General features: G+C 55.7%; 13 protein-coding genes and 1 tRNA gene. 6 read left to right on the top strand and 8 right to left on the bottom strand.

Going from position 1 to position 26,445, the window contains the following annotated elements:
* Positions 1 to 4: 4 nt before the first annotated feature.
* Both QZ303_RS05935 and QZ303_RS05930 read right to left on the bottom strand, forming a co-directional pair.
* Positions 5 to 295 carry a hypothetical protein gene (locus QZ303_RS05935; RefSeq protein ID WP_295730510.1) on the bottom strand — a complete coding sequence of 97 codons (291 nt, stop codon included), beginning with the start codon at positions 293 to 295 and terminating at the stop codon, positions 5 to 7.
* 13 nt (positions 296 to 308) lie between these two features.
* Positions 309 to 3,044, bottom strand: a complete 2,736-nt coding sequence (locus QZ303_RS05930; RefSeq protein ID WP_295730508.1) for a M6 family metalloprotease domain-containing protein — start codon at positions 3,042 to 3,044, stop codon at positions 309 to 311.
* A 374-nt stretch (positions 3,045 to 3,418) separates the two neighbouring features.
* On the opposite strand from QZ303_RS05930, the gene QZ303_RS05925 reads away from it, so the two are divergent.
* From QZ303_RS05925 to QZ303_RS05905, 5 genes are all read left to right on the top strand, one after another.
* A complete protein-coding gene (locus QZ303_RS05925) occupies positions 3,419 to 4,927 on the top strand; it encodes a right-handed parallel beta-helix repeat-containing protein (protein ID WP_295730506.1) in 1,509 nt (502 codons plus the stop codon).
* A 242-nt stretch (positions 4,928 to 5,169) separates the two neighbouring features.
* Positions 5,170 to 8,475 (top strand): TonB-dependent receptor, encoded by a 3,306-nt coding sequence (locus QZ303_RS05920; RefSeq protein ID WP_295730504.1) that lies wholly within the window; start codon positions 5,170 to 5,172, stop codon positions 8,473 to 8,475.
* 13 nt (positions 8,476 to 8,488) lie between these two features.
* Complete coding sequence (locus tag QZ303_RS05915; RefSeq protein WP_295730501.1) at positions 8,489 to 10,141, top strand: RagB/SusD family nutrient uptake outer membrane protein; 1,653 nt, start codon at positions 8,489 to 8,491, stop codon at positions 10,139 to 10,141.
* A 47-nt stretch (positions 10,142 to 10,188) separates the two neighbouring features.
* The gene (locus QZ303_RS05910) at positions 10,189 to 11,490 is read left to right on the top strand and encodes a SusE domain-containing protein (protein ID WP_295730497.1); all 1,302 of its coding nucleotides are present in this window, start codon (positions 10,189 to 10,191) and stop codon (positions 11,488 to 11,490) included.
* 183 nt (positions 11,491 to 11,673) lie between these two features.
* A complete protein-coding gene (locus tag QZ303_RS05905; RefSeq protein ID WP_295730494.1) occupies positions 11,674 to 13,266 on the top strand; it encodes a DUF4832 domain-containing protein in 1,593 nt (530 codons plus the stop codon).
* Between the two features lie 773 nt (positions 13,267 to 14,039).
* On the opposite strand, the gene QZ303_RS05900 is transcribed toward QZ303_RS05905, so the two are convergent.
* Genes QZ303_RS05900 through QZ303_RS05880 form a run of 5 tightly spaced genes read right to left on the bottom strand, consistent with a single transcriptional unit; the run spans position 14,040 to position 21,986 of the window.
* Positions 14,040 to 15,248, bottom strand: a complete 1,209-nt coding sequence (locus tag QZ303_RS05900) for a DUF1735 and LamG domain-containing protein (RefSeq protein ID WP_295730491.1) — start codon at positions 15,246 to 15,248, stop codon at positions 14,040 to 14,042.
* 15 nt (positions 15,249 to 15,263) lie between these two features.
* Complete coding sequence (locus QZ303_RS05895; protein WP_295730488.1) at positions 15,264 to 16,238, bottom strand: DUF1735 domain-containing protein; 975 nt, start codon at positions 16,236 to 16,238, stop codon at positions 15,264 to 15,266.
* 12 nt (positions 16,239 to 16,250) lie between these two features.
* On the bottom strand, positions 16,251 to 17,240 hold the full coding sequence (locus tag QZ303_RS05890) for a glycoside hydrolase family 18 (protein ID WP_295730485.1): 990 nt from the start codon (positions 17,238 to 17,240) through the stop codon (positions 16,251 to 16,253).
* Positions 17,241 to 17,255: 15 nt separating this feature from the next.
* Entirely contained in the window at positions 17,256 to 18,869 is a 1,614-nt protein-coding gene (locus tag QZ303_RS05885; RefSeq protein ID WP_295730483.1) for a SusD/RagB family nutrient-binding outer membrane lipoprotein, read from the bottom strand.
* Between the two features lie 15 nt (positions 18,870 to 18,884).
* Positions 18,885 to 21,986 (bottom strand): SusC/RagA family TonB-linked outer membrane protein, encoded by a 3,102-nt coding sequence (locus QZ303_RS05880; protein ID WP_295730480.1) that lies wholly within the window; start codon positions 21,984 to 21,986, stop codon positions 18,885 to 18,887.
* 777 nt (positions 21,987 to 22,763) lie between these two features.
* Between QZ303_RS05880 and QZ303_RS05875 the strand changes: the two genes are divergently transcribed.
* Complete coding sequence (locus tag QZ303_RS05875) at positions 22,764 to 25,868, top strand: glycoside hydrolase family 2 TIM barrel-domain containing protein (protein ID WP_295730477.1); 3,105 nt, start codon at positions 22,764 to 22,766, stop codon at positions 25,866 to 25,868.
* Positions 25,869 to 26,064: 196 nt separating this feature from the next.
* On the opposite strand, the gene QZ303_RS05870 is transcribed toward QZ303_RS05875, so the two are convergent.
* A tRNA-Asp gene (locus QZ303_RS05870) sits at positions 26,065 to 26,138 on the bottom strand.
* Positions 26,139 to 26,445 lie beyond the last annotated feature (307 nt).

The raw sequence follows: 26,445 nt of genomic DNA, 5'->3' as shown, positions 1-26,445 counted from the left end.
GAATTCATTCCACTATGTAGACATCCTCGTTCTCGCGCTGCATGTGGTAGTTCTCGCGCACGATGCGCTCCATGGTCTCGGGGTCCGTGTCGAGGGCATGGTTGAGCCTCCGGTAATGGCGCAACGTGTCCTCATTGGCGCGTATCTCCTCCCGAAGCTCGCTGATGCGCGTAGTGTACTCCACCGATTTCACAAAAGAGTTGTCGTTGAAGAAGAGCACTATAGCGATGAAAGCTATGAGTATCAGGAAAGTCACCGAGATATAGCGGCGACACCATTGCCATGTCTTTTTCATAAGCCGTGTATTGTCAGGGGATACGCACTATCCTGCGGTTGTGGATATACAGGCCTGCCACTGTGGGACGCCCGTCGAGGCGCAGGCCGGTGAGCGTGTACCACGGCTGCCCTTCGTCGATGCCGTCAGCCTCGATGCCGTCGATGCCCGACGAGCCGGTGGTGGTGAACACTATCCAGTCGGAAGGCTTGCTGCCAAGTCCCGACGCATCGGATGCGATGACGCGGTAGGCATATGTGGTGCCCGGCTGCAGGCCGGATATCTCAAACGACGTCCCTGTCACCTTCGCCGGCGCGATGCCCGAGTCGAGGAATTTGTAGGTGTCGGCATAGATTACCGAGATGTCGTCGACCACAACCCAGTTGACAGTGCCTGCCACTCCGAACCTCACCGCATAAGCATCCTTGCCGAGCTTGTCCTTGCCGAAAGTCACCATGAGCGATTCCTTGTCCTTGGAATTATACTTGCCGGGGCGCTCGCGGAACGCTTCTGTCCATACGCCGTCGGCGCCGGCCACCTCAACGACCAGGTCGACGAGCGACATGCTGCTGTTGGAGCTGAGGAACATCCTTATCTCGTCGATCGGGCGCTCCCATGCCGGGATAGTGAGGTTCTGACCCTCCTTGAGCACTATCGAGGGTGCTGCAACGCCGTAGCGCTGGGTGTTAAATCCGGCGGTCATGGTCCAGCCGTCGTTGTGGAACTTACGGTCGGTGAAATCCTCAGTGAACGTCTTGCCTGCGACACCCTCGCATGCGGCGATCTCCACAGTGTAGCTCTCGGCGAGAGCGAGCGGAAGCCAGGATGCGACGGCGCCGTTATCGCCGATCGATTCAGCATCAAGCGCATCGACCTTATGTACGGAAATGGGTAGATAGCCTGTGGTGAACCGAGTCTCACAGTAGGAGCATTCGGTGCCTTTCATCCATGTAAGGCGGCAGGTATAGTCGGAAGCTTCGAGCAATGTAAGTCCGTAGGAAGTGCCGTAGACACGTTCGTTGACCACCGGATTGCCCTCCTTGTCGTAGATGGTGAGTATGTAGTACTCCACGCCGTCGACTCCGCTCCACGACAAGGCCACACTATTGGCGTCTACAGCCGGGACATTGATCGTGACGGCATCGGAAAGCGACGGATTGCCTCCGTTGACACTGAAGTAGATGTTTCCGCCCTCCGACTCGTATATGCCGTCAATCTCCACTCCGGCCTTGCTTCCCGCCCAGGTGGTGACCGAATGGGAAGTCACATTCTCGCTACCCGGAAACGAAGCGGTGCCGGAACCGGCATTGCCCGATGCAGCCACGATGTCGATTCCCGGATGCTTGAAATTCCCATAATTGACATGGCATACATTGACATTGTCCTGCATCCATCTATTATAATTGAAATCTATATGCCAGATGAGCATACCGTTGCCCGGGATGAAACTGTCCCAACCCTGGCGGCGGCGGTTCTCCAACAGGAAGAATTCGTTGCTCGAAGAGGTACGCACAAGCTGAACGTCGTCATATCCCTCAGCCGTGGTCGACGGGCGCAACTGCACGTCGGACGGTTTTGAAGCTTCAATCTCGCCGGGATCGAGCCATCCGAGCACCCAGCGCTCGTAGGCGGAATGCAGGGGTGGAGTGCGCGAGTTGTTATTGTAGCTCCCATGATCCATAATGGACCATGCGCCCGGAGTGGCCGTAATGCCGGTGTAACGCGTGTCGTATAGGTCAGGCAAACCCAGTGCATGGGAGAATTCATGGCAGAATGTGCCGATTCCGGAAATATAGCGGCTGTTGCCGAGCAGTTCGTTGGAGCAGGTATAGTTGCCGAGCAGACGCCCGTCGAAATAAAGTTCCCTGTACTCATTGACATAATACACTTTCCATGAATGAGGCCAGATGTAGCTCTGATTGCCCGTGTCGGCCTGCCCGTAGCCTGCGTAGAATATATAGACGTTATCGACGATTCCGTCGCCGTCGGTGTCGTATTTGCTGAAATCCACATCGTCATCGATAAGCGAACAGGCCTCCACGGTAAGTTCCGCAGTGCCGGTGCCCATGTCATCCGAGTTACCGGCATAGTAGGCTGATTTCTGCGACACGGTGACCGGACCGTAGAGATCAATGTCAGGTACATACTTGCCACCCGACGATGCCTTGAAGTAGTCGCGCACGGAACCCGTACATCCCTGGTCGGAAAATCCCTCCTCGTTGAGCATGCGGTTGAACGTGTCGTAAGGATTCTCGGTGGTGAACTTTGTGTCGGCAAACTGCACGAGGATCACCAGCAGGTGCGGATTGCCCGTCGAGGGAGTGGTCGGCTGCATGGCCTGGCGATGGGTCTCCGGATCGACAAAATTCCCGGCACGCGAAGGGAAGAGGCGCGGCGTCGCCGTGATGCGGGCCGCACGTTCCTTGCCGAGCGTCTCCATCTCCGCGCCCACCAGAGCATCGCGGTCTATGCCCGACAGCGCCAGACGGTCGGCGGCGGTGCGACGCTCCACGTCGACGGCGCGCAATGTGCCGGCGACAGGCTTGCCGTCGATGCCCTCAACGGCATAGTTGAAGAATCCTCGCGCATCGCGCATGAGCAGATAGCCGTCGGTCGAGGTGACGTAGCTGCCATATTCGTCGCCATGCAGGCGCACGGTCATCGTGCTGCCGTCGGGGAGAACGGTTTCTATCGGATAGGGGGTGGCGCGTACGGCTGCCATCTCCAGCACGGAGAGAGCCATGGCGGAGAGGATGGAGAATCTTTTCACCGGACCGGTTATGGAAATATTCATTACAGTAAACGGATTTACACTGTGAGTGGAACTGTATCCGGTAACGTGCCATAATCGAACGTGCGACATTACCGGCTAATTTATCGAGACTGCAAAATTAATGAATTTCAAGGAGTCGCGGATGCGCCGATATGTAAAAATATGCAAAGAAACGGCAACCCGCAAAGTGTGAAAATATGTTGTAAAACATAAAAACTTGTACTATAGATTTTCTCTCGCGCTGCGACATGATTAATGAAGCGCCCCGCATACGGGCTCCGGGAATGCAACGGGAAACGGCTTCCTGCGCTCCTCCGCCATCAACCATTGAAACCAATCACTAATATTTTCTAACCGTAAATCAAACACTGATGATCAAACATCTACTCCTGATTGGAGCAATCCTCACCGCTCCACTCGCAATGTCGGCCACCGACTTTTTCATCACCCCCGACGGCGCGGGCGACAAGACCGGTACGACCTGGGGAAACGCCATGGGGCTCACCGAGTACTACGCTCATATGAAATTCTATTTCAAAGCCAACGGTGACATTCCCAAGACCGAGGTCAACGATGCTCACACCGGCGAACAGTATTTCTTCTCTACCGGAACATATACATTCAACCAGACAATATTCATCTCCCGTTCGGGTGTGACCTTTAAGGGCAGCTATGACCCCGCCACCGGCGAACCCGCCACTTCCGGCCGAACCACCTTTAATGGCAACAACAACGCCCGCAAAAACGGCGCTATTTTCATCTGTGATAACACCGAACGCAATACTGATGCCGCAAAATCAAGAGCCGTGAACATCTCCGGCATTGACTTCGAAAACTTCGTAACAAATGGCGAATGGCGCGGCGATGACACCAACTGGCAGTCTGGCCGTCCGAGTGCAATATATATATCATTCAGCGGTCATGTCGAAATCGCTGATTGCAACTTCCGCAACAACAAGTGCACAGGCAGCGGTGATAACGCCATGGCTGGAGCGCTTTCGCTCAACAAGGTCAACGCTATGGTACGCAACTGCTCATTCACCGGCAACGAAGGCACTGACGGGGGAGCCATAAAGCAGTACTACAATCAATCGGGAGACTGGACAAAAATGGCTTATCTGACTATCGACGGCTGCTACTTCTCCGGCAACAAGTCCACCAATAGCGGCGGCGCCATCTATGCCCGCAACTCGCAGCAGCTAAACATCATCAACTCGACTATCTCCGGCAATGAAGCCACTAACGGCGGCGGCGTCCACTCCAACGGACCCGGCAACTACACTCAGCTGCTTAACATCGTGTCATCGACGATTGCCGGGAACAGCGCTACCAACGGCTCTCAGGTCTACACCGGAGGCAATGGCGTCCTTAAAGTAGCCAACTCTATTATTGTATCCGATGGCGGCGCAGACGCCATCGCCGATGCATCGGCGAACACAGCAGCCTATACTTTCCAGGGCAACAACTTCATAGGCAGCGTCGCCGAGGGCTACACCAAGGCTGAGAGCGACATGATCGGCGCCGACAACACCTATGCCGCCATCTTCGGCGAAAACACCATGGCTGAAAACGGCACCATCACCCCCGTGAAGTTCGTGGCAGGAATGGCTCCCGCATCCATAGTTGCAATCGTGACCGAAGAGGCATGGCCATTCACCGTCGACAGCGCTGTTGACCAGCTCGGCAACGCCCGCACTGACAAGACCTCCAACGGCGCTCTTGCAGTCAAGGACACCACCACCGGCATTGACACCATCGCCGACGACGCATCAGTCGAGGGCGACAACGCATGGTACACGCTTCAGGGCCTGCGTCTTTCAGAGCGTCCAGCCGCCAAGGGCATCTACATCCACAACGGACGCAAGTTCATAATCCGCTAAGCAGGCAATCCACAAGCATTCAAGGGTAGCGCCATAAAGATAAAATCAAAGGTAAAAAAGAATTGTAACATAGGTCAGCACGCCGGGGAGAAGCCGAATCTCCCTTCTCCCCGGCTTCATTATCATCACAAAAAGTTTTCACTACCCTCCCCACGCCTCTCTTCCTCTTCGGAAAAAGCAATAACAGCATCCCTGATTCTGAAAATAAAGGATAATACTCATAATAACCCAATCAAACAGTCATGAAAATTAACTTCCAACGAGCAATGTGCACAGGCATGCTTTGGCTCTGCGGGGCACTTGTTATGCCGGCGTTCGCAACGGAGGCCGGAGCAAGCGCCGCACAGGCCGCAGCCGGCACATCTTCAGTGAAGGCAAGCAACCAGTCAGTCAGCGACGTTCTCAAATACATCGAGAAACACAGCGACTATATGTTCATGTATGCCGAAGGCGCCAAACGCCAGCTCGACAAGCGCATCGACATAGTGCTGACAGGCAAGAACGTCGACGCCATCCTCTCCGACATGTGCAAGAAGGCCAACCTCGACTACCGTGTCTATGGCCGTCAGGTCACACTCTTCCCAAAGGGCAAGATGCCCAAGAACCTTGAAGCCGCCGCCACTACGGTAAAGGGTACTGTGGTCGACGAGTCGGGGGAGCCTCTGGTGGGCGCCGCCGTAGTGGTAAAGGGCGCCGGTGAAGGCACCATGACCGACATCGACGGCAACTTCGCCCTCAACGCCCGCAAGGGTCAGCAGCTGGAGGTGTCATATGTAGGCTTCGCCACCAAGAATGTCACCGTAGGCGACGGCCCGATGGAAGTGACCCTGTCGGAAGGCACCAACAACCTCGACGAGGTAGTGGTGGTGGGCTACGGTACGGCACGCAAGAAGGACCTCACCGGCGGCCTCACCGTGGTCGGCGAGGAGACCCTGAAGATGTCAGGCTCGGCCAACCTCATGGACCGTCTCGTGGGCCAGGTAGCAGGCTTCTCGATCACGTCGAGCGAAGCCAAGCCCGGCTCCAACCAGTCGCTCCTCATCCGAGGCACCAACTCACTTTCCGGCGGCAACAGCCCTCTGGTGATCCTCGACGGCATACCTTACGAAGGATCGCTGAGCGACCTCGACCCTAACCTCATAGAGTCGCTCACAGTGCTCAAGGACGCCTCGTCGGTGGCCATCTACGGTTCGCGAGGCTCCAACGGCGTGATCCTCATCCAGACCAAGAAAGGATCGAAGAGCAACGCCAAAGTGGTCTATAAGGGCACATTCACCATCGCATCCGAGATGCAGCGCATAGAGACCATGGGTCCCAACGAGTTCATCCGCTTCAAGCAGGATCTCGGCCGCCTCGGCAACAAGCAGCTCACGGGCGTAGACCTCGACCCGCTCTACGGCCAGGTAATCAGCGCCAGCGAACGCATCAACTACGCCAAAGGCATCACACGCGACTGGCAGGACGACGTGTTCCGCACGGCCTTCCAGCATGACCACCAGCTCTCCATCTCCGGAGGCACCGACGCTACCACCTACATGGCAGCCGTGTCCTACCTCGACCAGCCAGGTGTGGTCATCAACTCCAACTACGAACGTATCAACGTGTACACCTCCATACAGCAGGTGCTCAACAAGTGGCTCACCATCGGGCTTACAGGCCAGTTCGTACACCGCGAGACAGGCGGCCTCACCCCCAACCTCGAACACGCCATCAAGCAGTCGCCCTACGGTATCTTCATGGCCGACGACGGCAACTACTACGACGAGCCTATGGACTACTCCAACCTCCCCCACCCGATGCGCAACGTGCGTGCCGACAACAAAAACACGAGCCGCAACGTGCTCTACAACGGGTTCATCGAGATCGTGCCTTTCAAAGGCCTGTCGCTCAAGTCGCAGTTCGGCTACAACTACCGCGACAACTACACAGGCACCTACCACGGACGCGACACCGCCGATGGCAAGAAAACCGACGGCAAAGGCTCGATAAGCACATCGCGCACCACCGACTGGACCTGGGAGAACATCGCGAAGTATGACAATACCTTCGGCAAGCACCATATCGACCTCACCGGCCTGTTCTCAATGCAGGAGAAAGTCAACAAGGGTACTTCCGGAAGCTCCGAATACTTCATCAACGACGACATGAGCTTCTACTCCCTTGGCAACGGCGAAAAGAACATCAAGACAGGGTCGAACTTCTGGAAAGAAACGATGCTGTCTGTGATGGGACGTGTCAACTACATGTTCGACAGCAAGTACATGGTCACCCTCACGGGTCGCCGCGACGGCGCATCGGTGTTCGGACGCAACAACAAATACGCATTCTTCCCCTCGGCAGCCCTGGCGTGGCACATTGGCAACGAATCGTTCCTCCGCGACAACGTACAGTGGCTCGACATGCTCAAGCTGCGCCTCTCCTACGGCGCCAACGGCAACAACGCCATCTCGCGCTACCAGACCCTCGACCGCCTCTATACCGATCCCGGCGTGAAATACCTCTGGGGCGACGGCTCGCAGGCTGTCAACGCAACCTTCCTGCCGACATCCGACGGCATCGGCAACCCCAACCTCAAATGGGAGACCACCTATACCGCCAACATCGGTATCGACTACTCTTTCTTCAACGGCAGGATCAACGGTAGCATCGACGTGTACCGCTCGCGCACCAAGGACCTCCTGATGAAGCGCACCGTGCCTATCATGAACGGCTACAAAACCATCTACGACAACATCGGCAAAACCGAGAACAAGGGTATCGAGGCCACCCTCAACACCATCAACATACAGAACCGCGACTTCCAGTGGCGCACAAGCGTAAGCTTCTTCCTCAACCGCGACAAGATCGTCGAGCTGCGCGGCGACGGCAAGGACGACGTGGGCAACAAATGGTTTATCGGCAAGCCGCTCTCGGTGTTCTACGACTTCAATGTCATCGGCATATGGCAGGAAGGCGACGAGTACACCTTCACCAACGACAAGGGTGCGACAGTCGCTTACCAGAAAGGGGCAAAACCGGGTGACGCGAAGCTTGAGGACGTGAACGGCGACGGTGTGATCACCGACGATGACAAGAAGGTGATCGGCAACAAACGCCCGTCATTCACCCTGTCAATGTCAAACCAGTTCAACTACAAACAGTTCTATGCTTCGGTAATGCTCTACGGCTCATTCGGACGCTGGATGTCTGACAACATTCCCGACATCGCCCAGTACACTTTCGGCACAGCCAACTACATCCATGGTGTCAACTACTGGACTCCGGAGCACCCCGATGCCGACGTGCCCTCGCCCGGCTACGTAAAGACATTCACCCACGGTTACTACAAGAAGCAGAACTACGTGCAGATCAAGAACATCACCCTCGGCTACCAGTTCCGCAAAGAGACAGTCAAAAGACTCGGTCTCGCCGGTCTTGATGTCAACGTCAGCGTCGACAACCTGCACGTGTTCTCCAACATGCGCCAGCTATTAAACTACGACAACACATGGTTTGCCTCCTACCCGATGCAGCGCGCATGGCGACTGGGACTTACCGTAACCTTCTAACACCATTACAGTCATGAACAATATATTCAAATTCTCATCAATCATAGCTCTCGCAGTGTCGGCGACAGGATGCTCCGATTTCCTTGAGGAGGAACTCAGAAGCACGCTCTCACCAGAAAACACCTATACAAGCTCAATAGGCTTCGAGGCGGGAAGCGCCGGACTCTACTCGCTCGCCCGCTCGGAGTACAACACCTGGGGCGAGAAGGGCGCATTCATGCACAACGGCGCATGCGCCTACGCCACCCAGCAGATTGCCACCGACATCGTATTCCAGAGCGGTGCCAAGGACGGCTCTCTGACCCACTACGCCAACCTTACGATGACACCCTCCACGCTGTTCATCGAGTCGTACTGGAACTGGTCGTACTCCCTTATCAACTCGTCCAACGAACTTCTGATATATTCGGAGAAGAACACCAACTGGTCACATCCCGGCGACAAGGCCCTGTACCAGGCCGAGGCGCGATTCTTCCGCGCATACGCCTACCGATCGCTACAGTACCTCTACGGCGATGTGCCCTGGGTAGAGACCATCCAGCAGCCGTTCGTGCTCAACTTCACACGCACACCCAAGGCCGAAGTGCTCGCCAACATGGTGAAAGACCTCGAATTCGCCGCCGCCAACCTTCCCGAGAACCCCGACGGTGTGAAGCCCGGCAAGCTCACCAAGTGGGCCGCCCTGCACCTGCTCGCGGAAGTCTACATCTGCCAGGGCGAATATGAGAAGGCCCGCAAGGCCGCACAGGACGTGATCGACAGCGGCTACTTCTCACTGATGAAGGAGCGTTTCGGCGCAGAGAAGAGCAAGGCCGGCGATTATTTCCACGACCTCTTCGTGGAGAACAACCAGAATCGCCCCAGCGGTAACCGCGAAAGCATCTGGGTGATGCAGTTCGAGTACAAGACCACCGGCGGAGGCACACCCTCCGACGACTGGACACGCCGCGAATGGCTTCCCCAGTACCATCAGCTCGGCTCATTCTTCAAAATCTGCTCTGAATACGGCGGACGAGGCCTGGCCCAGATTGCGCCTTTCAAGTGGTGGATAGGCACAAAGAATACCAACGCCACGGCCAACCAGTCGGGACCCGACGGAATATTCGAGGATACCGACATCCGCAACTCCGAATACAACTTCAAGCGCGAATGGATCGCCAACCAGGAGTCGACCAAAGGACAACGCGTGCAGATCACCGACAAATACTGGCAGGACGGCTGGCTATTCCCTGCTCCCACCAAGTTCTTCTTCGCCCACGACGATGACCTGACCCACACCGGCAGCTACCGCGATCGCATGAAGTTCCGTCTGGCCGAGACCTACCTGCTCCTCGCAGAGGCCTACCTCGGACTCAACGATGCCGAAAATGCCGCCAAGGCTGTCAACGTGGTGCGCAGCCGAGCGAAGGCATCGTCGATCGACAAGTCGAAGATGGACATGGACTTCCTGCTCGACGAACGCATCCGCGAACTCGTTGGCGAGGAGAGCCGCCGCTTCACGCTGGTGCGTACCGGCAAGTATGTCGACCGCGTGAAGAAGTACAACGACGTGCTCCGCGACAAGGTAGAACCATACCATGCCCTGTGGCCTATCCCCAAGACCATCCGCGATGCCAACCGCGACGTCGAGTTCCCGCAGAATCTCGGATATGAGGGAGCGAAATAATGCTGTCACCTGATATCGGCATAACCAATAAATTCAAAGGATAAAACATGAAATATATATCTTATATCAAAGCTGCCGCAATAACGGCGGCCGCACTTGCCACGGCTTCGTGCACCTACGATCCCTACGACACCGACATCGATCCGGTGCACGAGACGATGAACCTCACGTGCGAGAACCCGACAGTAGAGATCGACGAGAACAACCTCCAGGCCCCGGCCATCACATTCAGCTGGACTCCCGCCCGCTCGATGCCCGACGACTACATGCTCAACTACAAGGCCGAACTCGACGTGCTGGGCAACAGTTTCGGTTCAAAGACGGTGATCACCTCCGGCGTGGGATTTGACTACACCTACGACGACGCCACAGGCCGCTACACCGCAACGTTCACCCACGAGCAGCTCAACAACTGGTACTCCGACCGCTGGGGTCTGCCCGTCAACAAACCGTTCACCCTCGAGTTCCGCGTGATTGCCGACTGGACAGGCGGCAGCGAGTTTGAGACCCCGGAGGTGCGCAAGGTCAGCGCCCAGGTGAAGCCCATACAGGTAATCATATTCGCGTGCGACAAGATGTCGGTAGGAGGCAACGCAGTGGCCGAGAGCACCGAGATCAACAAGACCCTTGAGAACGAGAACGTCTATGCATGGAAGGGCACGCTCTCTCCAGGCGAGCTCCAGATACCGGTGGAATTCGACGGCGTTACCTACTACCTCCACAACGTTGACGGCTCTACAGCCATAGCCGACGGCACTCCGATGCGCGTCGAGATGACCGAGACCAAGAGCGCATGGACAGTGCCTGCCGCCGGCGAATACCGCATCGTGATTAACATGACCGATAAGACCGCCACCATCTACTCTGAGGCAACCGACCTCCAGCCGCTCGTAGTAACATTCCAGGCCAACGGTGACGTAAAAGAGCCTTTTGTTACTATCGAAGTAACCGATTTATATGCTTTCGGGTCAGGCACAGGATGGGGCGTCAAGACACTCGGACTCGTTCAGTCGCTGGCCGACCCGCAGGTGTTTATCTTCGATGGTGCCAACAATCCCCTCAAAACACTTGCAGGCCCCATGAAATTTTGTATTTCAAAAGACTTTAACTGCGGAAAAACTGAAGAAAATCATAATCCGGCCCACAATCAGAACAACGCCTACTGCTTCACATGCCCGCTTACTGCCGATGGAGGTAAACAGGAAGTTGCCGCCGAACTCAATAAAGTATTCTATCTCCACGGTGGAGCAGACAGCAATACTCGCAATTCCTATATAAAGATGCCTTCGGAAACGAACTTTATAATATTCGACCTCCGTAACAATACTCTCCTCGCGCAGAAAAAATAATCCACAGCGACCAAGAGGATATGGCAAAACTCTAAGATGTAGGGATGCACCCCGGGAGCATCCGCCGGTCAAGCTCCGGCTATCAATCGGTCGGCGGATGCACCGGGGGTGCATCCCTACATCTGACGATAAAAATATCGAGTCTTGCAACATCCTCCCTCTCCTGTAAATACACTCACAATCATGAAATCAGACAACAAAATGATATTCAGCATTCTTGCAGCTTCAACCCTGATGCTCGGCTCATGCGGCGGAGGCGATGACGATCCGGGCACCGGCAACGGCGGAGGCCAGGGCGCAGGCCCCTCAATAGCAGGCAACACCGAGCTGACCATGTCGGTCAACACCACCGACATGCTCCGCAACCCCATGAACGGATGGGTGATGTACGTGTCAGGATCGGCCGAGCCTTCATACTTCGACAAACAGATCTACCTGTCGGAGCTCGGCAAGAACGTCTACGTGCGCGACTACTCCTCGGCATGCTACATCCGCACCGGATGGAAGTCGCTCAACCCCTCCGACGGGAAATACGCATGGGAGGACCCCAACAACAAAATAGCCAAGCTCGTGGCCCGCGCCGAAGAGCTTAAACTGCCGATAGCATTCCGCGTGGTGGTCGACGGACGCGACCAAAGGGAGAACACCCCGCAGTTCGTGTTTGACGCAGGCGCGGAATACTGGCTGCAAGATTCGAAATATCCCGACCGCAAGACTCCCCTCGCAATGGACCCGATCTGGCGCCAGTACTACGAGAAGTTCGTGCGCGCCTTCGCGCAGCGCTTCAACAACCCCGAGACCACTGCTTTCATCGACGCTTACGGTCTGGGCAAGTGGGGCGAGGGTCACAACGTCTGCTACGAGCAGGGCAACGCCATCACCGACAAGACTGTCGAATACAAGGCCAACACCATGGAGTGGATCACACGCCTGTATGCCGACAACTTCACCGAGGTGCCCCTGGTGATCAACTACCACCGCCAGCTCGGCCACCCCGTAAGCTCCGGCAAGGAGGCGCAGCCCGACAGCGAGGCACTTATGGGGATAGCCATCAAGAACGGCTACTGCCTGCGCTCCGACGCGTTCGGCATGAACAATGCCGACTGGGGCTACGCCGACTGGGAGAAGGCTTTCGCCCGCACATGGGCCTATAAGCTCCCCATACTGATGGAGGGCGGCTATATCGTAAGCTCCCACAGCTATTGGAACGACGGCGCTGGCTACCGCAGGGACCATCCGGAGGATGTGCGCCAGGGCGAGTTCGACTCGTCGAAGGAGGCCCACGTCAATATGATGGACTTCCGCGTGGGCGACGAGACGGAGTCATGGTTCAAGACGAGCTTCAACCTCGTGAAGCGCTTCAACGCCGAGGGTGGCTACCGCCTGTACCCCGAGAAGGTGTCGATGCCGACGGCCATGAAGAGTGGAGCGGATGCCTCGATAGGACATCGCTGGCGTAACGTGGGCTGGGGCTATTTCCCAAACAACCTGCCGCAGTGGAACTACAAGTACAAGGTGGCTTTCGCCCTCCTCAACGCCGCCGGCGAGGCTGTACAGGTGTTCGTCGATAACGGATGCGAGCCTTCCGAATGGCGCTCGGGCAACCCCTACGACTACACCCTCTCAGTGAAGCCCTCCGTCTCAGCGGGCGACTACACCTGGGGCGTGGCCATCGTCAACACCCGCAAGAACAACACCCCGGCAATACAGCTGGCCGTGTCGCGCGACAAGACTCCTTCGGGATGGGTGAAGCTCTCACAGGTCAAAGTACAATAAATTCACATTCATAGGCACATTCTGACACGAAACACGCTCCGGAGGCTGCGCGATGCAGATTCCGGAGCGTGGATTTTTTATATCGCACAGAGCACACGGAGCACACAGAGAAATAAAGGTGGATGTAGATTTATCAGAATGTGTACCCCTACGCCCGGACTATGTCATCCGTGACTCCGAAGCAGTCTCGGAAGGCGCCCGACCGCGTTAAGTAAAGTTAAAATCGTTAATTAACCAAATAAACAATAATCAAGGAGGTCCAATAACGCGGTATTTTTGCCATATAAATCACATAAATGCGTGCATAACAAAGTTTTGTCGATAAAGTTCAAGAAAATCGTCTTTTTTAGTTTTATTTTGATTTTGAATTTGTTGTAACTCAAAATAAAAAACTAACTTTGCATCAGCTTGTTGAAAGTTACCCCTCGGGGACCTCGGATAACACAGTCGCAAGAACGTAAGATTCCACTCTTCTTTCTCATATCTGCCTGGCGACTGACGTTCCGCAGGCTCCCTATGATTGTTGACAGTTGGCAACATTTTGTTAGACTACAGAGAATATATACTTGAATTTTGGTTATAGAGGTGCCCGTCTGTGAAGATATGCACCTCTTTTTTCTGGTCCATCCGTTTTTTCCATCCATAGCCCATTCCCGTCCCGACAGACCTGCATAAAAAGAATATGGAGCGACATCACTGCCACTCCATATCCACTCATTTTCACACTAAAGTCATCTTCTAATAAACCTTCATAGTACCATTGATGCAAATTTTCAATAGGGACACTTCTGCCCGTCGACGTAGGTGACGGAGCCGAAGCGTGTAGCGTCATAGCCATGGCCGGTCTCGTCGCGCACCGTGCCGTTCTCCTCATGGTCGAAGCGCCAGTAGGCGACGAGGCCCTCGGAGTCGGGATCGACATAGCAGATGCCGTTATTGAGCTGGTCGAGCGTGCGGGCCACGTTCCATACGCGGCATTCCGATATGTAGCCGTTGAAGTTACGCCCGTTTCCTGCGGAGCGTCCGATGGTGAATCCGTCGCTCCAGTCATGACCGTTGTAGGCCATGGAAAGGTTGATGGTACCGCCATTTTTCGTCTCCACGAAATGTATCTGCCTCCCGTCGAGATAGATGCGGAGGTACTTACCGTCGTAGACGGCGGCGAAGTGAAGCCAGCGCCCTGTGGGGAACAATTCTTCGGCCCAGGTGTCGTAATGATCTTTTTTGTTGGGGTGGCTGTCGGCTCCGATAGCACCCTTGGCAAGCTGTAGCTTGTTGGTAGGATTACCGGCACCGTCGCCGAAGCGGAAGAGGAAATTCTCCTCGCAGCCGCAGAGCGAACTGATGTCGTTTCCGTTGCGCGGATTGCTGCCGAACGACAGGGGGAACACTTTCATCTCGAGGGTCATCTGCTGCAAGGCTTCTACTGGAGTGTTCTCGTTGACGCTCTTCCAGAATCCCTTGATGTCGTAGCCACCGGACCTTCCGAGGTTTGCGACCTTGATGCTGATCACCTTGGTGAACAGGATATAGACCGTCCGCGCCGACTCCATAGGAACGAGGCCACCGTCGGCCCCGGAGATGGTGACGGGGAGGCAATAGCCCACACCCTCCTTCAGGGCCTCAGAATCGGCGTGGAGGATCATCTGTGTCGACATGTTGCTGCCCGACTTGATTACCACGTTGCCATCCTCTATGGAGTAGGCATCCTCGGGGGGCATCTGATATTGGCGGCCGGTTTTCCTGTTGTAGGCATCGAGCAGCTCAGGTGCCGGGCGCATCTGCACGTTGATGTCGGACTCGGCCTTGATGGAGGAGGTCACCGTGAGGGCCATGGTCGACTGGCCGTCGATGTTGAAGCGGATGTTCTGTGAGTCAAGCGCGCCGGTGACAAAGACGTTGTCGTTGAACTCCGTGCCCTTGTCGCAGCCGGCCATGACTATGGCCGCTACCGCGCATAGGGATAAAATATATTTTTTCATATTTTCCTGATCAGATTATTTGGTTTCATATATATTGATGGAACCGCACTGGAACTTATTCGGTATGTTCAAACGGATATAACGGGCTTTTATAGGAGCATACAATACCACAAACTGGGTACCATACTTAAAAGTCCCGGATTTAACGGTTCCAACCGTCACCCATGATTTGCTATCCGAGCTTATCGAGATGTCGGTGCCCTCACTGAGACTGCCGCGAATCAGTTTCTGGCCCCACGGCTCCTGATAACATGCCTCTATAGCATCGAAATTATATTCGCGTCCCATATCCACTACCAATTCTATGTCAGAATTATAACTTGTAGTATAGGTCGCAGGATCTCCATCGACAAACGTGGACGCATCAAAACCCTCGATATTGGTATTGCAGAACCAACCCGTATGGTCGTTGACGGCAGTTCCAGTGGCGGCCTCTATGCCGACACCCTGCTGCACGTTGTCGAAAACTATTGGCAGCGCTATGTAGGATACGGAAGAACGTGACACAGCGAGCTGTGCGCCCTCCACCCCGGTCACCGTCACAGGCACCAGGTAGCCATCGGTAGAGTTGAGCGAGGCGAGCAGCTCAGAATCCTCCGTAAGCTTCATCTTGGTTTCTTCGACGGACTCTCTTTCTCCAGCGGGGATAGTCATCACCTGATTCTCAAATACCACGACCCCGGCGGGCACAGCCTGATAGTTGGTCTTATGCTCCGCGTTGTATGCGGCAATAAGGGAATTGTCAATACCCATCGTCACCCTGACATCGGATTTAGGAGCTTTGTTGCTTTTGACGCCGATACTCCACTCCACAGTCTGGATAGTGCTTACCGGAGTTTGTGTAATCTTGAATGTGGCCGAATTATCACCGGTAAACACTATAGGATTCGGATTGCCGGGGAAGTCAGGCATCTTCTCGTCATCGCTACATCCCGTAAACAGGATTGCAGCTGAAGCCACCAGCCCGATTAATGATATATTGGTTTTCATGTCATTTCAGTATTAATAGATGGCGGGATTCTGAATCTGAATGCAACGGCGGAAATGATAATATGGCTCAATGTTTGTCTCCGTAATACGATAATTACGGTGGATATAGAACGCTCCGAAGCCTCCGCGGGGAGTGGCCGCCGCCTGATTGTACATGCCTTGGAGATCAGTGCCCCAGTTATCGCCCATGTTGCAGCAGAGCACTACTTTCTCATCGGGCCATCCGCCACCGGAACCACTTGTTCCGCCGCCGTAGGCTTGAAAGAAGAAATAATTGCTGTAGGAAGCCATGGAACCCATCTTTCCCGACGGAGCGTCGATGCAGAGGAGCTTGTCGCAGATGCCGTCGCGGGAGGCCATCTCGTCGCCGTAGCGCTCACGGATAAGCTCGCGGCGTTCCTCCTTGGTGATGTCGGGGTTGGGACCCATGTATTTGGCGAGATGCTTGTAGAATGTCTCGAAATAGCTGCCCGACAGGGGATCACCCTCCGGCTCGTAGTCGGCATCGAAGCCGTCGAGGTCGTTGAGGAACACCCCGTCGAGAAAGTGCTCTGCATACATGATGATGCCTTTCTCGATTTTCTCGGCATTCCCCTCTTCGCGGCCTTCGGCGAATACCTTGCGGAATTCCTTGTCGGCGCTTTCAGCCATGATGCGGGTTATGGCCACGCTGAGCATTTTGGTGCCTTTCGTTTTCTGGACGAAGCGCATCTCGGCGAGAGTCTGCGGGTCGGAGGGGATGCCACCCCACAGGGAGCATATATCGAGCGAGTCGGGCAGCCCAAGGAATGAGGTGGCCTCGGAGGAGTAGCTGTTGTAGTCGGCGAACCATCCGAAGGCTATTTCATGATCGGAAGCCTTGTAGTCGCGTAGATTCTCGTAATAGGCGTCGCCATATGTATAGGGAGGTCTTATCTCCTCCATGGGGATACTTTTCACGTCGTCGCATGCCGCCAGAGCGGTTAAAGCGGCCATGGCCGACAGATATCTTAGGATTTTCATGATTTCACAGATGTTTTATCGTTTTACATCCCACCACAGGCGCGTGGCGGCATTGTCCTGGCCGCCGAGCATACGCACGGCATCCTGCGCGTTGGCAGTGTTATTGGTAAATTCCGACGAGGGATATTTTATGCGGCTGATGAGCTGCCCGTTGGCCACTCCGGAGGCATAACTGTAGGTGGCGAGGGTGACCCATCCGGGATATCCCGTGCGACGCATCTCGCTCCAGGCCTCCTGTCCGTCGGGATAGAGTGCGATCCACTTCTGCAGCATGATGCGCTTGAGCTTGGTGTCGCTGTCGGCGAAGTCGTCCCATCCCGAGGAAAGACGTGTGAGCAGGGAGGTAGTGCTGACCTTGTTCCACGACGAGGTGGGATCGGACCATTCCGAGAGAGCGGCATTGGAGGTGTTGTTGAGGTAAGCCTCGACGTTGCTTGCACCCACGCTGCCGAACGAAGCGCGCACGCCATCCTTGTAGAGGTCCATCACGGAGCGGCTGCCGAGATTGAATCGGAGCTTTGCCTCGGCGAGGATAAAGAATGTCTCGGCCGAACGCATCCATGGCATGGGGGAGTCGGCCCCGAAGTTGGAGAGCGACGTCTTTACGGCCCAGGTCTCGCCGCCGCAGTTGGTCATGCCGTTGCGCATACCCTTGTACTCTCCCGTCTCGGATGCGGGGAGGTAGTAAAAGGGGAGGCGCGGATCGCCCAGTCCCACAAGGTAGCACTCGGCGGTGGCGCTCATCACATTATCCTTGAACGACTGTCCGGCCTCATAAAGAGGATTGGTGAACGTGAATGAGGTGTTCTGCCTGAGGACGGCATCGTCGTCGGGCGAGGACATGTAGCCATACGAAGCATCGAGAGCCTTCTGAATCTCGGCGCGGGCGCGGGTCTCGTCGACATACGATATGCGTATGGCCAGACGGAGGCGCAGGCTGTTGGCGAATTTGAGCCACTTGGCCACTTGGCCCGAATATACATAGTCGTAGCGGGCGAGGTTGACGGAGCCGCCTCCGTTGACAAAGTCGGAGAGCACCTGTGTGGACTCGTCGAGTTCGGTGAAGAAAGCGTTGTAGACCTCTTGCTGCGAATCATAGGACACCTGTGCCGACTCGCCGAAGCGGCTGTAGGGTATCGGGCCGTATTTATCGGTTACCCTCTGCATGGCGAATATCTTGACGATAGTGGCCATGGCCCGGGCCACCCGGGCGCTGTTGTCAGCCTCGGCCACTTTGCAGATCTCGCGCCATGGCTGCATGATCTGGGTGTATCCGAGTTTGAAAGGGGTGGAGCACCACTGGTCGACCATGTAGTAGTGGTCGGTGTGGGTGGAGCCTACACCGTAGGCATTCTTCACGTTGGCGAGGTAGCCGGCGAAAAAGTCGGCGGTAAGTATCTGCTGCTCCTGGTATTCGCCGCCCTTGTCCTTGCCGACGGTGAACACTCCGCGCTGCATCTGGGCGAAGTAGCCGCCGGTGTTGAGGTTGTCCTTGGTCATATCCTTCTCGTCGGCCTGATCGGGATCGTGGTTCCAGGCGTCGAAAGAGTCGGTACAGCCGCTCAGAATGAGGGAGGCCCCCAACAGGACACCGCTTATGGAAGATGTTATCAGTATTCTGGTATTCATGACTTGGTATTCACATTAGAAATTGACTTTTACCGAGAAGCCGAGGCTGCGGAGCGATGGCTGCATGAAGTAGTCCATGCCGGACCATCCCATGTCGGTGCTTGCTGTTATCTCCGGATCGTAAGGGGCTTCCTTGTAGAAAAAGAAGAGGTTGCGCCCGATGAACGACACGTTCAGCCCCTTGATCCAGCTCACCCACCGGTTGACAGGTATATCGTAACCGAACGAGATTTCGGCAAGACGGATGTTGGTGGCCTTGTAGACGTAGTTCTCGCCTATTTCGGCACCGACCTTGCGGAAGAACTTCTCGGGCTTGGTCATCTTCCTGCCGTTGATGAGCACGTAGCCGAGGTCGCGTGCCTCGGCCGATGCTTTCGAAGTGCCGTACTGGTCCATATAGGCCTCGGTCATCGACACTACGCGACCGCCGAAACGGCCTGACACGAGGAAACCGAGCGAGAGGCCTTTCCAGTTGAAGCTGTTGCGCCATCCGAGGGTGTACTTAGGCTCCGAGTTGCCGGCATAGACCCATCCGTCGCCCAAAGGACCGGCGGTGTTGTCCTTGTAGACGTCGTTCTCGACGTAGTCGACCACGATCTTTCCATGGTGGTCGCGCTGAAGGGTGGTGACATAGAGGTCTCCTATCGATCCGCCCTCGATGAGGCGGCTCTTGACATTGCCGAGGCCGACGATGTCGAGCACGTTCTGGCTGATGACCGTACCGTCGGGTAGCACCGTCTCAGGAAGCAGGCGCACGATCTTGTTGCGGTTGAGCGTGTAGGTGATGTTGGAGGTCCACTGCACGGGACCGAGGGGCTGATTCAGGGCGAGGCTCACCTCGATGCCCTTGTTGTCGATGCGTCCGCCGTTGATGTAGATCGACGAGTAGCCCGAAGTGGCGGATAGCGAGGGCTTGAAGAGCTGGTTGAAAGTCGAGGTCTTGTAGAGCGACACGTTGAGGTTGATCTTGTCCATCCATAGCCTCGTGGAGAGTCCCAGCTCCCAGCCTTTGGTGCGTTCAGGCTCTATATTCGGATTAGGGTAGGTAGGGGTGGTGGATGGGGTGCCCGATTCGAACGTATAGTGCTTGAACGGTGCATAGCGCCTCGGGGCATTTCCGACTTCGGAATATGAGCCGCGTACTTTCAGGAACGAGAGGAAGCTGTCGCGCAGGCCGGGAATCATCTCGGTGATGATGGCCGAGAGGCCTACCGAAGGATATGCTACATGATCCTTTGTGGTGCCGGCGAGAGCGGAGGCCCAGTCGATGCGTCCGGTGGCATCGAGGTAGAGCATGCTCTTCCATCCAATCTGTGCGGTGCCGAATATGGACTGCGTCTGGTCGTGGTAGCGCGCCTGCTTCTCCTTACGGTGGGTGCCGGTGGGGCTGATCTGGTTGAGCGTAAAGCGGTTGGCCACGGAGTTGAGGTCGCCGCCGTCGGTGTTGTAGGAGTAATCTATGTCGTTGATGGACGCACCGGCCACCACGTTGACCGAGAAATCGCCGAACTTGCGGTCGTAGTTGGCCATGAAGTCGGCATATAGCTGGAGGGTCTCGTTGTTGGTGAGGAAGTATGCACCGAACTCATTAGCGAAAATGGCATCGGTGGACGCTGCATACTTCCTCTCATAACGGTCATGCGAGCTGTCGACCTTGGCGCGCGCCGACAGGTTGAGGCCGGGTATCACGTTGTCGAAATAGAGTCCGGCGGTGATGAGCGTGCGGCTCTTGTGGTTGATGAACATGTCGCGCTGCGTGATCCAGTAGGGGTTCTGCATGCCCAGTCCCATGTTGCCCCATGGCCAGTACTGCGTGGAGAAGTTGCGATCGGGGTTGTACATCTCAAACATCTTGTAGGTGTCGAGACTGTAGGATGGTGCCATGAGGTAGAGCGGGATGAGAGGATTCATGTACTGCGAGCCTGCGAGCATGTTCTGCTCGCGCACGTTCATGTAGCTCGCTCCGAGGTCAAGGCGGATCTTGTCGGGAAGGAGCTGGGTGGTGTTGCGTGCGGTGAAGTTGTAGCGTGCCAGTTCGTTGTTCTCGATGATACCTCCGGCGTTGGTGGCGGCGAGCGACACGAACGTCTGGTTCTTCGAGTTGCCCGCAGTGATGGTCACAGCGTTGGTCTCGTTGTAGCCGTGGCGGAAGAAATCGGTGGGATCATATGTGCTCGCCTCGCCGAGCTTGTCGCCCCATGCCCAGAAATCGCCGGTGTTCGCCCCGTAGGTATTCTGGAATTCGGGGGTACACATCGCCGAGAGGAACTGTGTGGAGTTGGAGTAGGACACTCGTGTAGCGCCCTCCCGGCCCTTGCGGGTGGTGATAAGCACGACTCCGTTTGCGGCATCGCTGCCATAGAGAGCGGAAGCGGCGGCGCCGGAAAGGACGGAGATCGACTCAATGTCCTCGGGGTTGATCATGGATGCGCCGTCGCCCGACTGTCCCATACCGGTGAACGAGTCCATCGCGTCGCGTCCCTGGGCGCTTCCAAGAGCCGGCATCGGTATGCCGTCGATCACATAGAGCGCCTGGTTGTTGCCGGTGAGCGATTTGGTGCCGCGCATCACCACCTTGGCGCTTCCGCCCACGCCTGTGGATGCTGCGTTGATGTTGATGCCGGCCACTTTACCCGCGAGAGAATTGACGAAGCTCGCGTCCTTCACTCCGGTGATCTCATCGGCCGACACCTCCTGTACATTATATGTAAGAGCTTTCTGCGCGCGTTTGATGCCGAGAGCGGTCACGACCACCTCGTTGAGGGCCGTGGACTCCTCTTTCATGGTCACTGACATCGGCTGACCGGTGACCTTCGCCTTGGTCGGAGAGAAGCCGATATAGGTGAAGAGCAGCGTCTGACCGGGCGAGGCCTTTACGGTGAACTTTCCGTAGAGATCGGTCACACCGACCATCCCCTTGCCCTCGATGCTTACGGATACACCTGTCAGCGGGTCGCCGTTTGCATCAAGCACCTCACCATTTACTGTAGTCGCGGCTGCCGTGGCTTGTGCTGTCGCTCCGACGGGCGACGATGAGGCCGGCATAGGCATAGCATAAGCGCAGGCGAGCACCGCTACAGCCACCGCGATTCTTAATCGAATGAATCTAAAATTCATGGTAAGCTTTGATATTATGATTGGTTAGCAATGTTTCCGCACATAGCAAGAACTGGATTTCTCGCCCTAACGGAATATAGTTGCAAATTTAACCACCATGACAGGCGCGGCGTGAACGGTAATCTTTCACAAATAGACGCTATTTTTTCTATTATTTAACCAAACTAAGATGAATACGCAGCTATCCGCTCAACAAAACGGTTTTATGATTGCATGGACGCGCACGGGCGTGACTGTCACCATGCATGGGGAATAATCCACTGCTCCGGAAAATAAGGCCGAGTCCGGCGCGGTAGACATCCAAGCAGTATATTCAACAAATTGGAATTGCATATTGGAAGAATCGTCGAATCGATATTCATCTCCGTGCATTTTATATGCTCCGTGCGGGATTTAGATTATCTATGGAGCCGGGATGAAGAATCCGGACGGCGGAACGGTTCGTATAGGTATAAAAAAAATTACTCGTCGTCACGACGAATAATCTTCTTAACCTTAAATCTAATACCATGAAAAACACGTTGCAAAGGTAAGGGATTTTATGTTATACAACATAATTTTCGACCACAAAATCGCATCTTGTTAACTTCATTTAACATGTAACACGTAAATCAAGGCGATATAGACCAAAAAATATCCTTTTATGCTTGTACCACCTACTTCACCTCATGTTGGGAATCCGAAACATATTTCTTATTTTTGTAGAATAATATCATATCTCATCTTGTACCGCGATAATCTCGTAATAGATTACCAATAACCCAATCAATATAAAGCATGAAAAAAAAATTTGCCATCTTTGGCACGCTGCTTCTGGCGGGACTTCCCATATGGGCCGTCGCCGCAGAGCCCTGGGAGGACCCGCAGGTGAATGAAGTGAACCGCGCGCCGATGCACACGTCTTATTTCGCCTATGAATCGGCGGACAAAGCCGGACAGGGAAAAAATGCCTCGAAAAACTTCGTTTCGCTCGACGGCAAGTGGCGCTTCAAATGGGTACGCGACCGCAACGAGCGTCCCGTCGACTTCTGGAAGAAGGGCTACGACGTGAGCGGATGGGACCTCATCGACGTCCCCGGCAACTGGGAGCTGCTCGGCTACGGTGACCCCGTGTACCTTAACGTAGGCTACGCATGGCGCGGCAACTTCGACAACAACCCGCCCCTCGTGCCCGACAAAAACAACCATGTAGGCTCCTACCGCCGCACCATCGACGTGCCCGCCGACTGGAAAGGGAAGGATGTGATCGCCCATTTCGGATCGGCGACATCCAACATCCGCCTGTGGGTCAACGGACGCTACGTGGGCTACGGCGAGGACTCGAAACTCGAAAACGAGTTTGACATCACGAAATACATCATCCCCGGCAAGGTGAACGACATCGCCGTGCAGATCGACCGCTGGTGTGACGGCTCCTACCTTGAGGACCAAGACTTCTTCCGCCTCTCGGGACTCGCACGCGAAAGCTATCTCTACGCCCGCAACAAGAACCGCGTTGAGGACCTGCGCGTGCAGGGCGACCTCACCAACAACTATACCGACGGCAAGCTCACTGTCACCGCCAAAATAAAAGGCTCCGGCAAGCTGACCCTCGACCTCATCGACGCCGAGGGCAAGACTGTTGCCTCCAGCGTGACCGACAACGCCAAGGGCAACGTCACCAAGACATTCGACATCACCGCCCCGCAGAAGTGGACCGCCGAGACGCCCAACCTCTACACCCTCCGCGCCACATTCACAAAGGGTAAGGAGACCGAGGTGATACCCGTCAACGTGGGCTTCCGCAGCGTGGAGATCAAGAACGGCCAGCTGCTCGTCAACGGCAAGCCGGTGCTCATCAAGGGAGCCAACCGCCACGAGCTTGACCCCGACCACGGCTACGTCGTGAGCGAGGAGCGCATGCTCCAGGACATAAAGCTCATGAAGGAGCTTAACATGAACGCCGTGCGCACATGCCACTATCCCGACGACCCGCGCTGGTATGACCTCTGCGACAAGTACGGACTCTACGTCACCGCCGAGGCCAACATCGAAGGACACGGAATGGGCTACGGCGACAAGGCCCTGGCGAAGAACCCGGCGTTCGAGCACATGATCGTGGAGCGCAACCGCCGCCACGTGGAGCGCAACTTCAACCATCCGAGCATCATCGTATGGTCGCTCGGCAACGAGACCGGCTACGGCGACAACTTCGACACGGCCTATGAATACGTAAAAGAGGCCGACCCCTCGCGCCCCGTGCAGTACGAGCGCGCCGAGAAGGACGGCAAGAGCGACATATACTGCCCCATGTACACCGGCTACAAGGGGAGCGAGGATTTCGCCAAGGACAATGCCGACATGCGCCCCATGATACAGTGTGAGTACGCCCACGCTATGGGCAACTCCGAGGGAGGATTCAAGGAATACTGGGATCTCTTCCGCAAGTATCCCAAGCTCCAGGGCGGCTATATCTGGGACTTCGTCGACCAGTCGCTGCGCTGGAAGGGGAAGAACGGACGCGAGATATTCGCATACGGAGGCGACTGGAAGGACTATGACCCCTCCGACTGGAACTTCTGTGACAACGGCGTAGTGTCGCCCGACCGCGTGCCCAACCCCCACGCCTGGGAGGTGAAACGCGTGCACCAGTCGATCCACACCACACTCGCCGCGCCTCACCGCGTGAGCGTCTACAACGAGAACTTCTTCCGCCCGCTCGACAACGAGCGCCTTACCTGGACCCTGCTCCATGACGGCAAACCCGTGCGCACCGGCAGCATCGACCGACTCGACGTAGCCCCGCAGGCCACCGCCACCATCGAGATCCCCTACGGCGAGATTTCCGACAAGGGCGAATGGCTGCTCGACATCACCTACCTCACACGCGACGAGCGCGACCTCATCCCCGCCGGCCACGTGACCGCCGAGGAGCAGATCGTGCTCCGTCCCTACGACGGCACAAACTGCAAGGTGTGCGCCCGCTGCGCAGACTCCGCTCCGGCCGTCACTGCGGCCGATGCCGACGGCAAGCTGACCTTCACAAGCACGTCGCTCGACCTCGTGTTTGACAAGGCCACCGGATTCATCACGAAATACGTGGTCGACGGCACCGAGATGCTCCTCCCGGGCTCATCCATCAAGCCCAACTTCTGGCGCGCACCCACCGACAACGACTTCGGCGCAGGCATGCAGAAGAAGTTCCGCGCATGGCTCGACCCGCAGATGAAGCTCACATCTCTCGTCAACGAGGAGAAGGCAGGACGCCGGATCGTCACAGCACAGTATGACATGCCCGCCGTACACGCCACAATGACCATCACATACACGTTCAACGGCAACGGCGAGATCAACGTGCGCCAGGCCATGAAGATGCTCCCCGGCGCCAAGGAGGCCAAGGTGTCCGACATGTTCCGCTACGGAATGGTGATGGACATGCCCAAGAGCTTCGAGAACGTAGAGTTCTACGGACGCGGACCTGAGGAGAACTACGTCGACCGCCACACTTCGGCCGACCTCGGCATCTACGACATCACCGTCACCGATATGCCCTACCCCTACATCCGCCCGCAGGAGACCGGCACACGCAGCGACCTCCGCTGGTACGTGGTCACCAACTCCGCCGGCAACGGCCTAAAGGTGACCGCAGCAGAACCCTTCTCGGCATCGGCGCTCCACTACACCATCGCCACCCTCGACGAAGGTGAGGAGAAAGCCAACCGCCACTGGGGCGACATCGACGAGGACAACCTCACGCAGCTCTGCGTAGACCTGCGCCAGCAGGGACTCGGATGCATCGACTCATGGGGAGCATGGCCCATGGACAAATACCTCATCCACCCCGCCGACTACACTTTCGACTACACCCTGACCCCCGTCAGCGGCTACCTCCCCAACCGCTGACCCTCCGAAAAGCAGATAAAAACCATCGCGCCGCGCAGCCTCCGGGCCGCACGGCGCGATTATTTTACTCCCACATCATGCAGAAATATTTATCCGCGCAATCCGTGCGTCCAATCAAGTGGGGAGGAAACAAAAAAGAACTCTTTGCGACTAACCCCGGAGGGTTAAATTGCAAAGAGTTCTCCTCTCTCCTCGGCGGTGCGTACGGGACTCGAACCCGTGACCCCATGCGTGACAGGCATGTATTCTAACCTACTGAACTAACGCACCAAGAAGTATTTTTTGTTTTTAGCTTAGCGGCCTCTGCCGTTTTGCGATGCAAAGTTAAGACGCTTTTTCGGTTTGAGCAAATGTTTTGGGAGGAATTTTTTCATGAAGCCAACATTTCACATTCGTTAACAATTACAGGGATTTTTCCATAAATTTATTCACCATAGCAACATTCTATATTTCAGGTGCTTATGCATAAATCAATTATTTTATTCAAAAAAATCATTCCATCGACGAACTTTCTTCTCCGCCCTGCGTTTTAGTAGTACATAGCAAAATTACTTTTTCCATTGCAAGAAATGTGATA

This window comes from uncultured Muribaculum sp. (genome assembly GCF_910583865.1).
Lineage (GTDB): Bacteria > Bacteroidota > Bacteroidia > Bacteroidales > Muribaculaceae > Muribaculum.
The sequence above is the reverse complement of the archived record's forward strand: the minus strand, read 5'-3'. Positions and strand labels throughout refer to the sequence as shown.

Bases quoted from the DNA above. Each gene is read 5' to 3' on its own strand.
- QZ303_RS05935 (WP_295730510.1), bottom strand. From the start codon at position 295: ATGAAAAAGACATGGCAATGGTGTCGCCGCTATATCTCGGTGACTTTC.
- QZ303_RS05925 (WP_295730506.1), top strand. From the start codon at position 3,419: ATGATCAAACATCTACTCCTGATTGGAGCAATCCTCACCGCTCCACTC.
- QZ303_RS05920 (WP_295730504.1), top strand. From the start codon at position 5,170: ATGAAAATTAACTTCCAACGAGCAATGTGCACAGGCATGCTTTGGCTC.
- QZ303_RS05915 (WP_295730501.1), top strand. From the start codon at position 8,489: ATGAACAATATATTCAAATTCTCATCAATCATAGCTCTCGCAGTGTCG.
- QZ303_RS05910 (WP_295730497.1), top strand. From the start codon at position 10,189: ATGAAATATATATCTTATATCAAAGCTGCCGCAATAACGGCGGCCGCA.
- QZ303_RS05905 (WP_295730494.1), top strand. From the start codon at position 11,674: ATGAAATCAGACAACAAAATGATATTCAGCATTCTTGCAGCTTCAACC.
- QZ303_RS05900 (WP_295730491.1), bottom strand. From the start codon at position 15,248: ATGAAAAAATATATTTTATCCCTATGCGCGGTAGCGGCCATAGTCATG.
- QZ303_RS05895 (WP_295730488.1), bottom strand. From the start codon at position 16,238: ATGAAAACCAATATATCATTAATCGGGCTGGTGGCTTCAGCTGCAATC.
- QZ303_RS05890 (WP_295730485.1), bottom strand. From the start codon at position 17,240: ATGAAAATCCTAAGATATCTGTCGGCCATGGCCGCTTTAACCGCTCTG.
- QZ303_RS05885 (WP_295730483.1), bottom strand. From the start codon at position 18,869: ATGAATACCAGAATACTGATAACATCTTCCATAAGCGGTGTCCTGTTG.
- QZ303_RS05880 (WP_295730480.1), bottom strand. From the start codon at position 21,986: ATGAATTTTAGATTCATTCGATTAAGAATCGCGGTGGCTGTAGCGGTG.
- QZ303_RS05875 (WP_295730477.1), top strand. From the start codon at position 22,764: ATGAAAAAAAAATTTGCCATCTTTGGCACGCTGCTTCTGGCGGGACTT.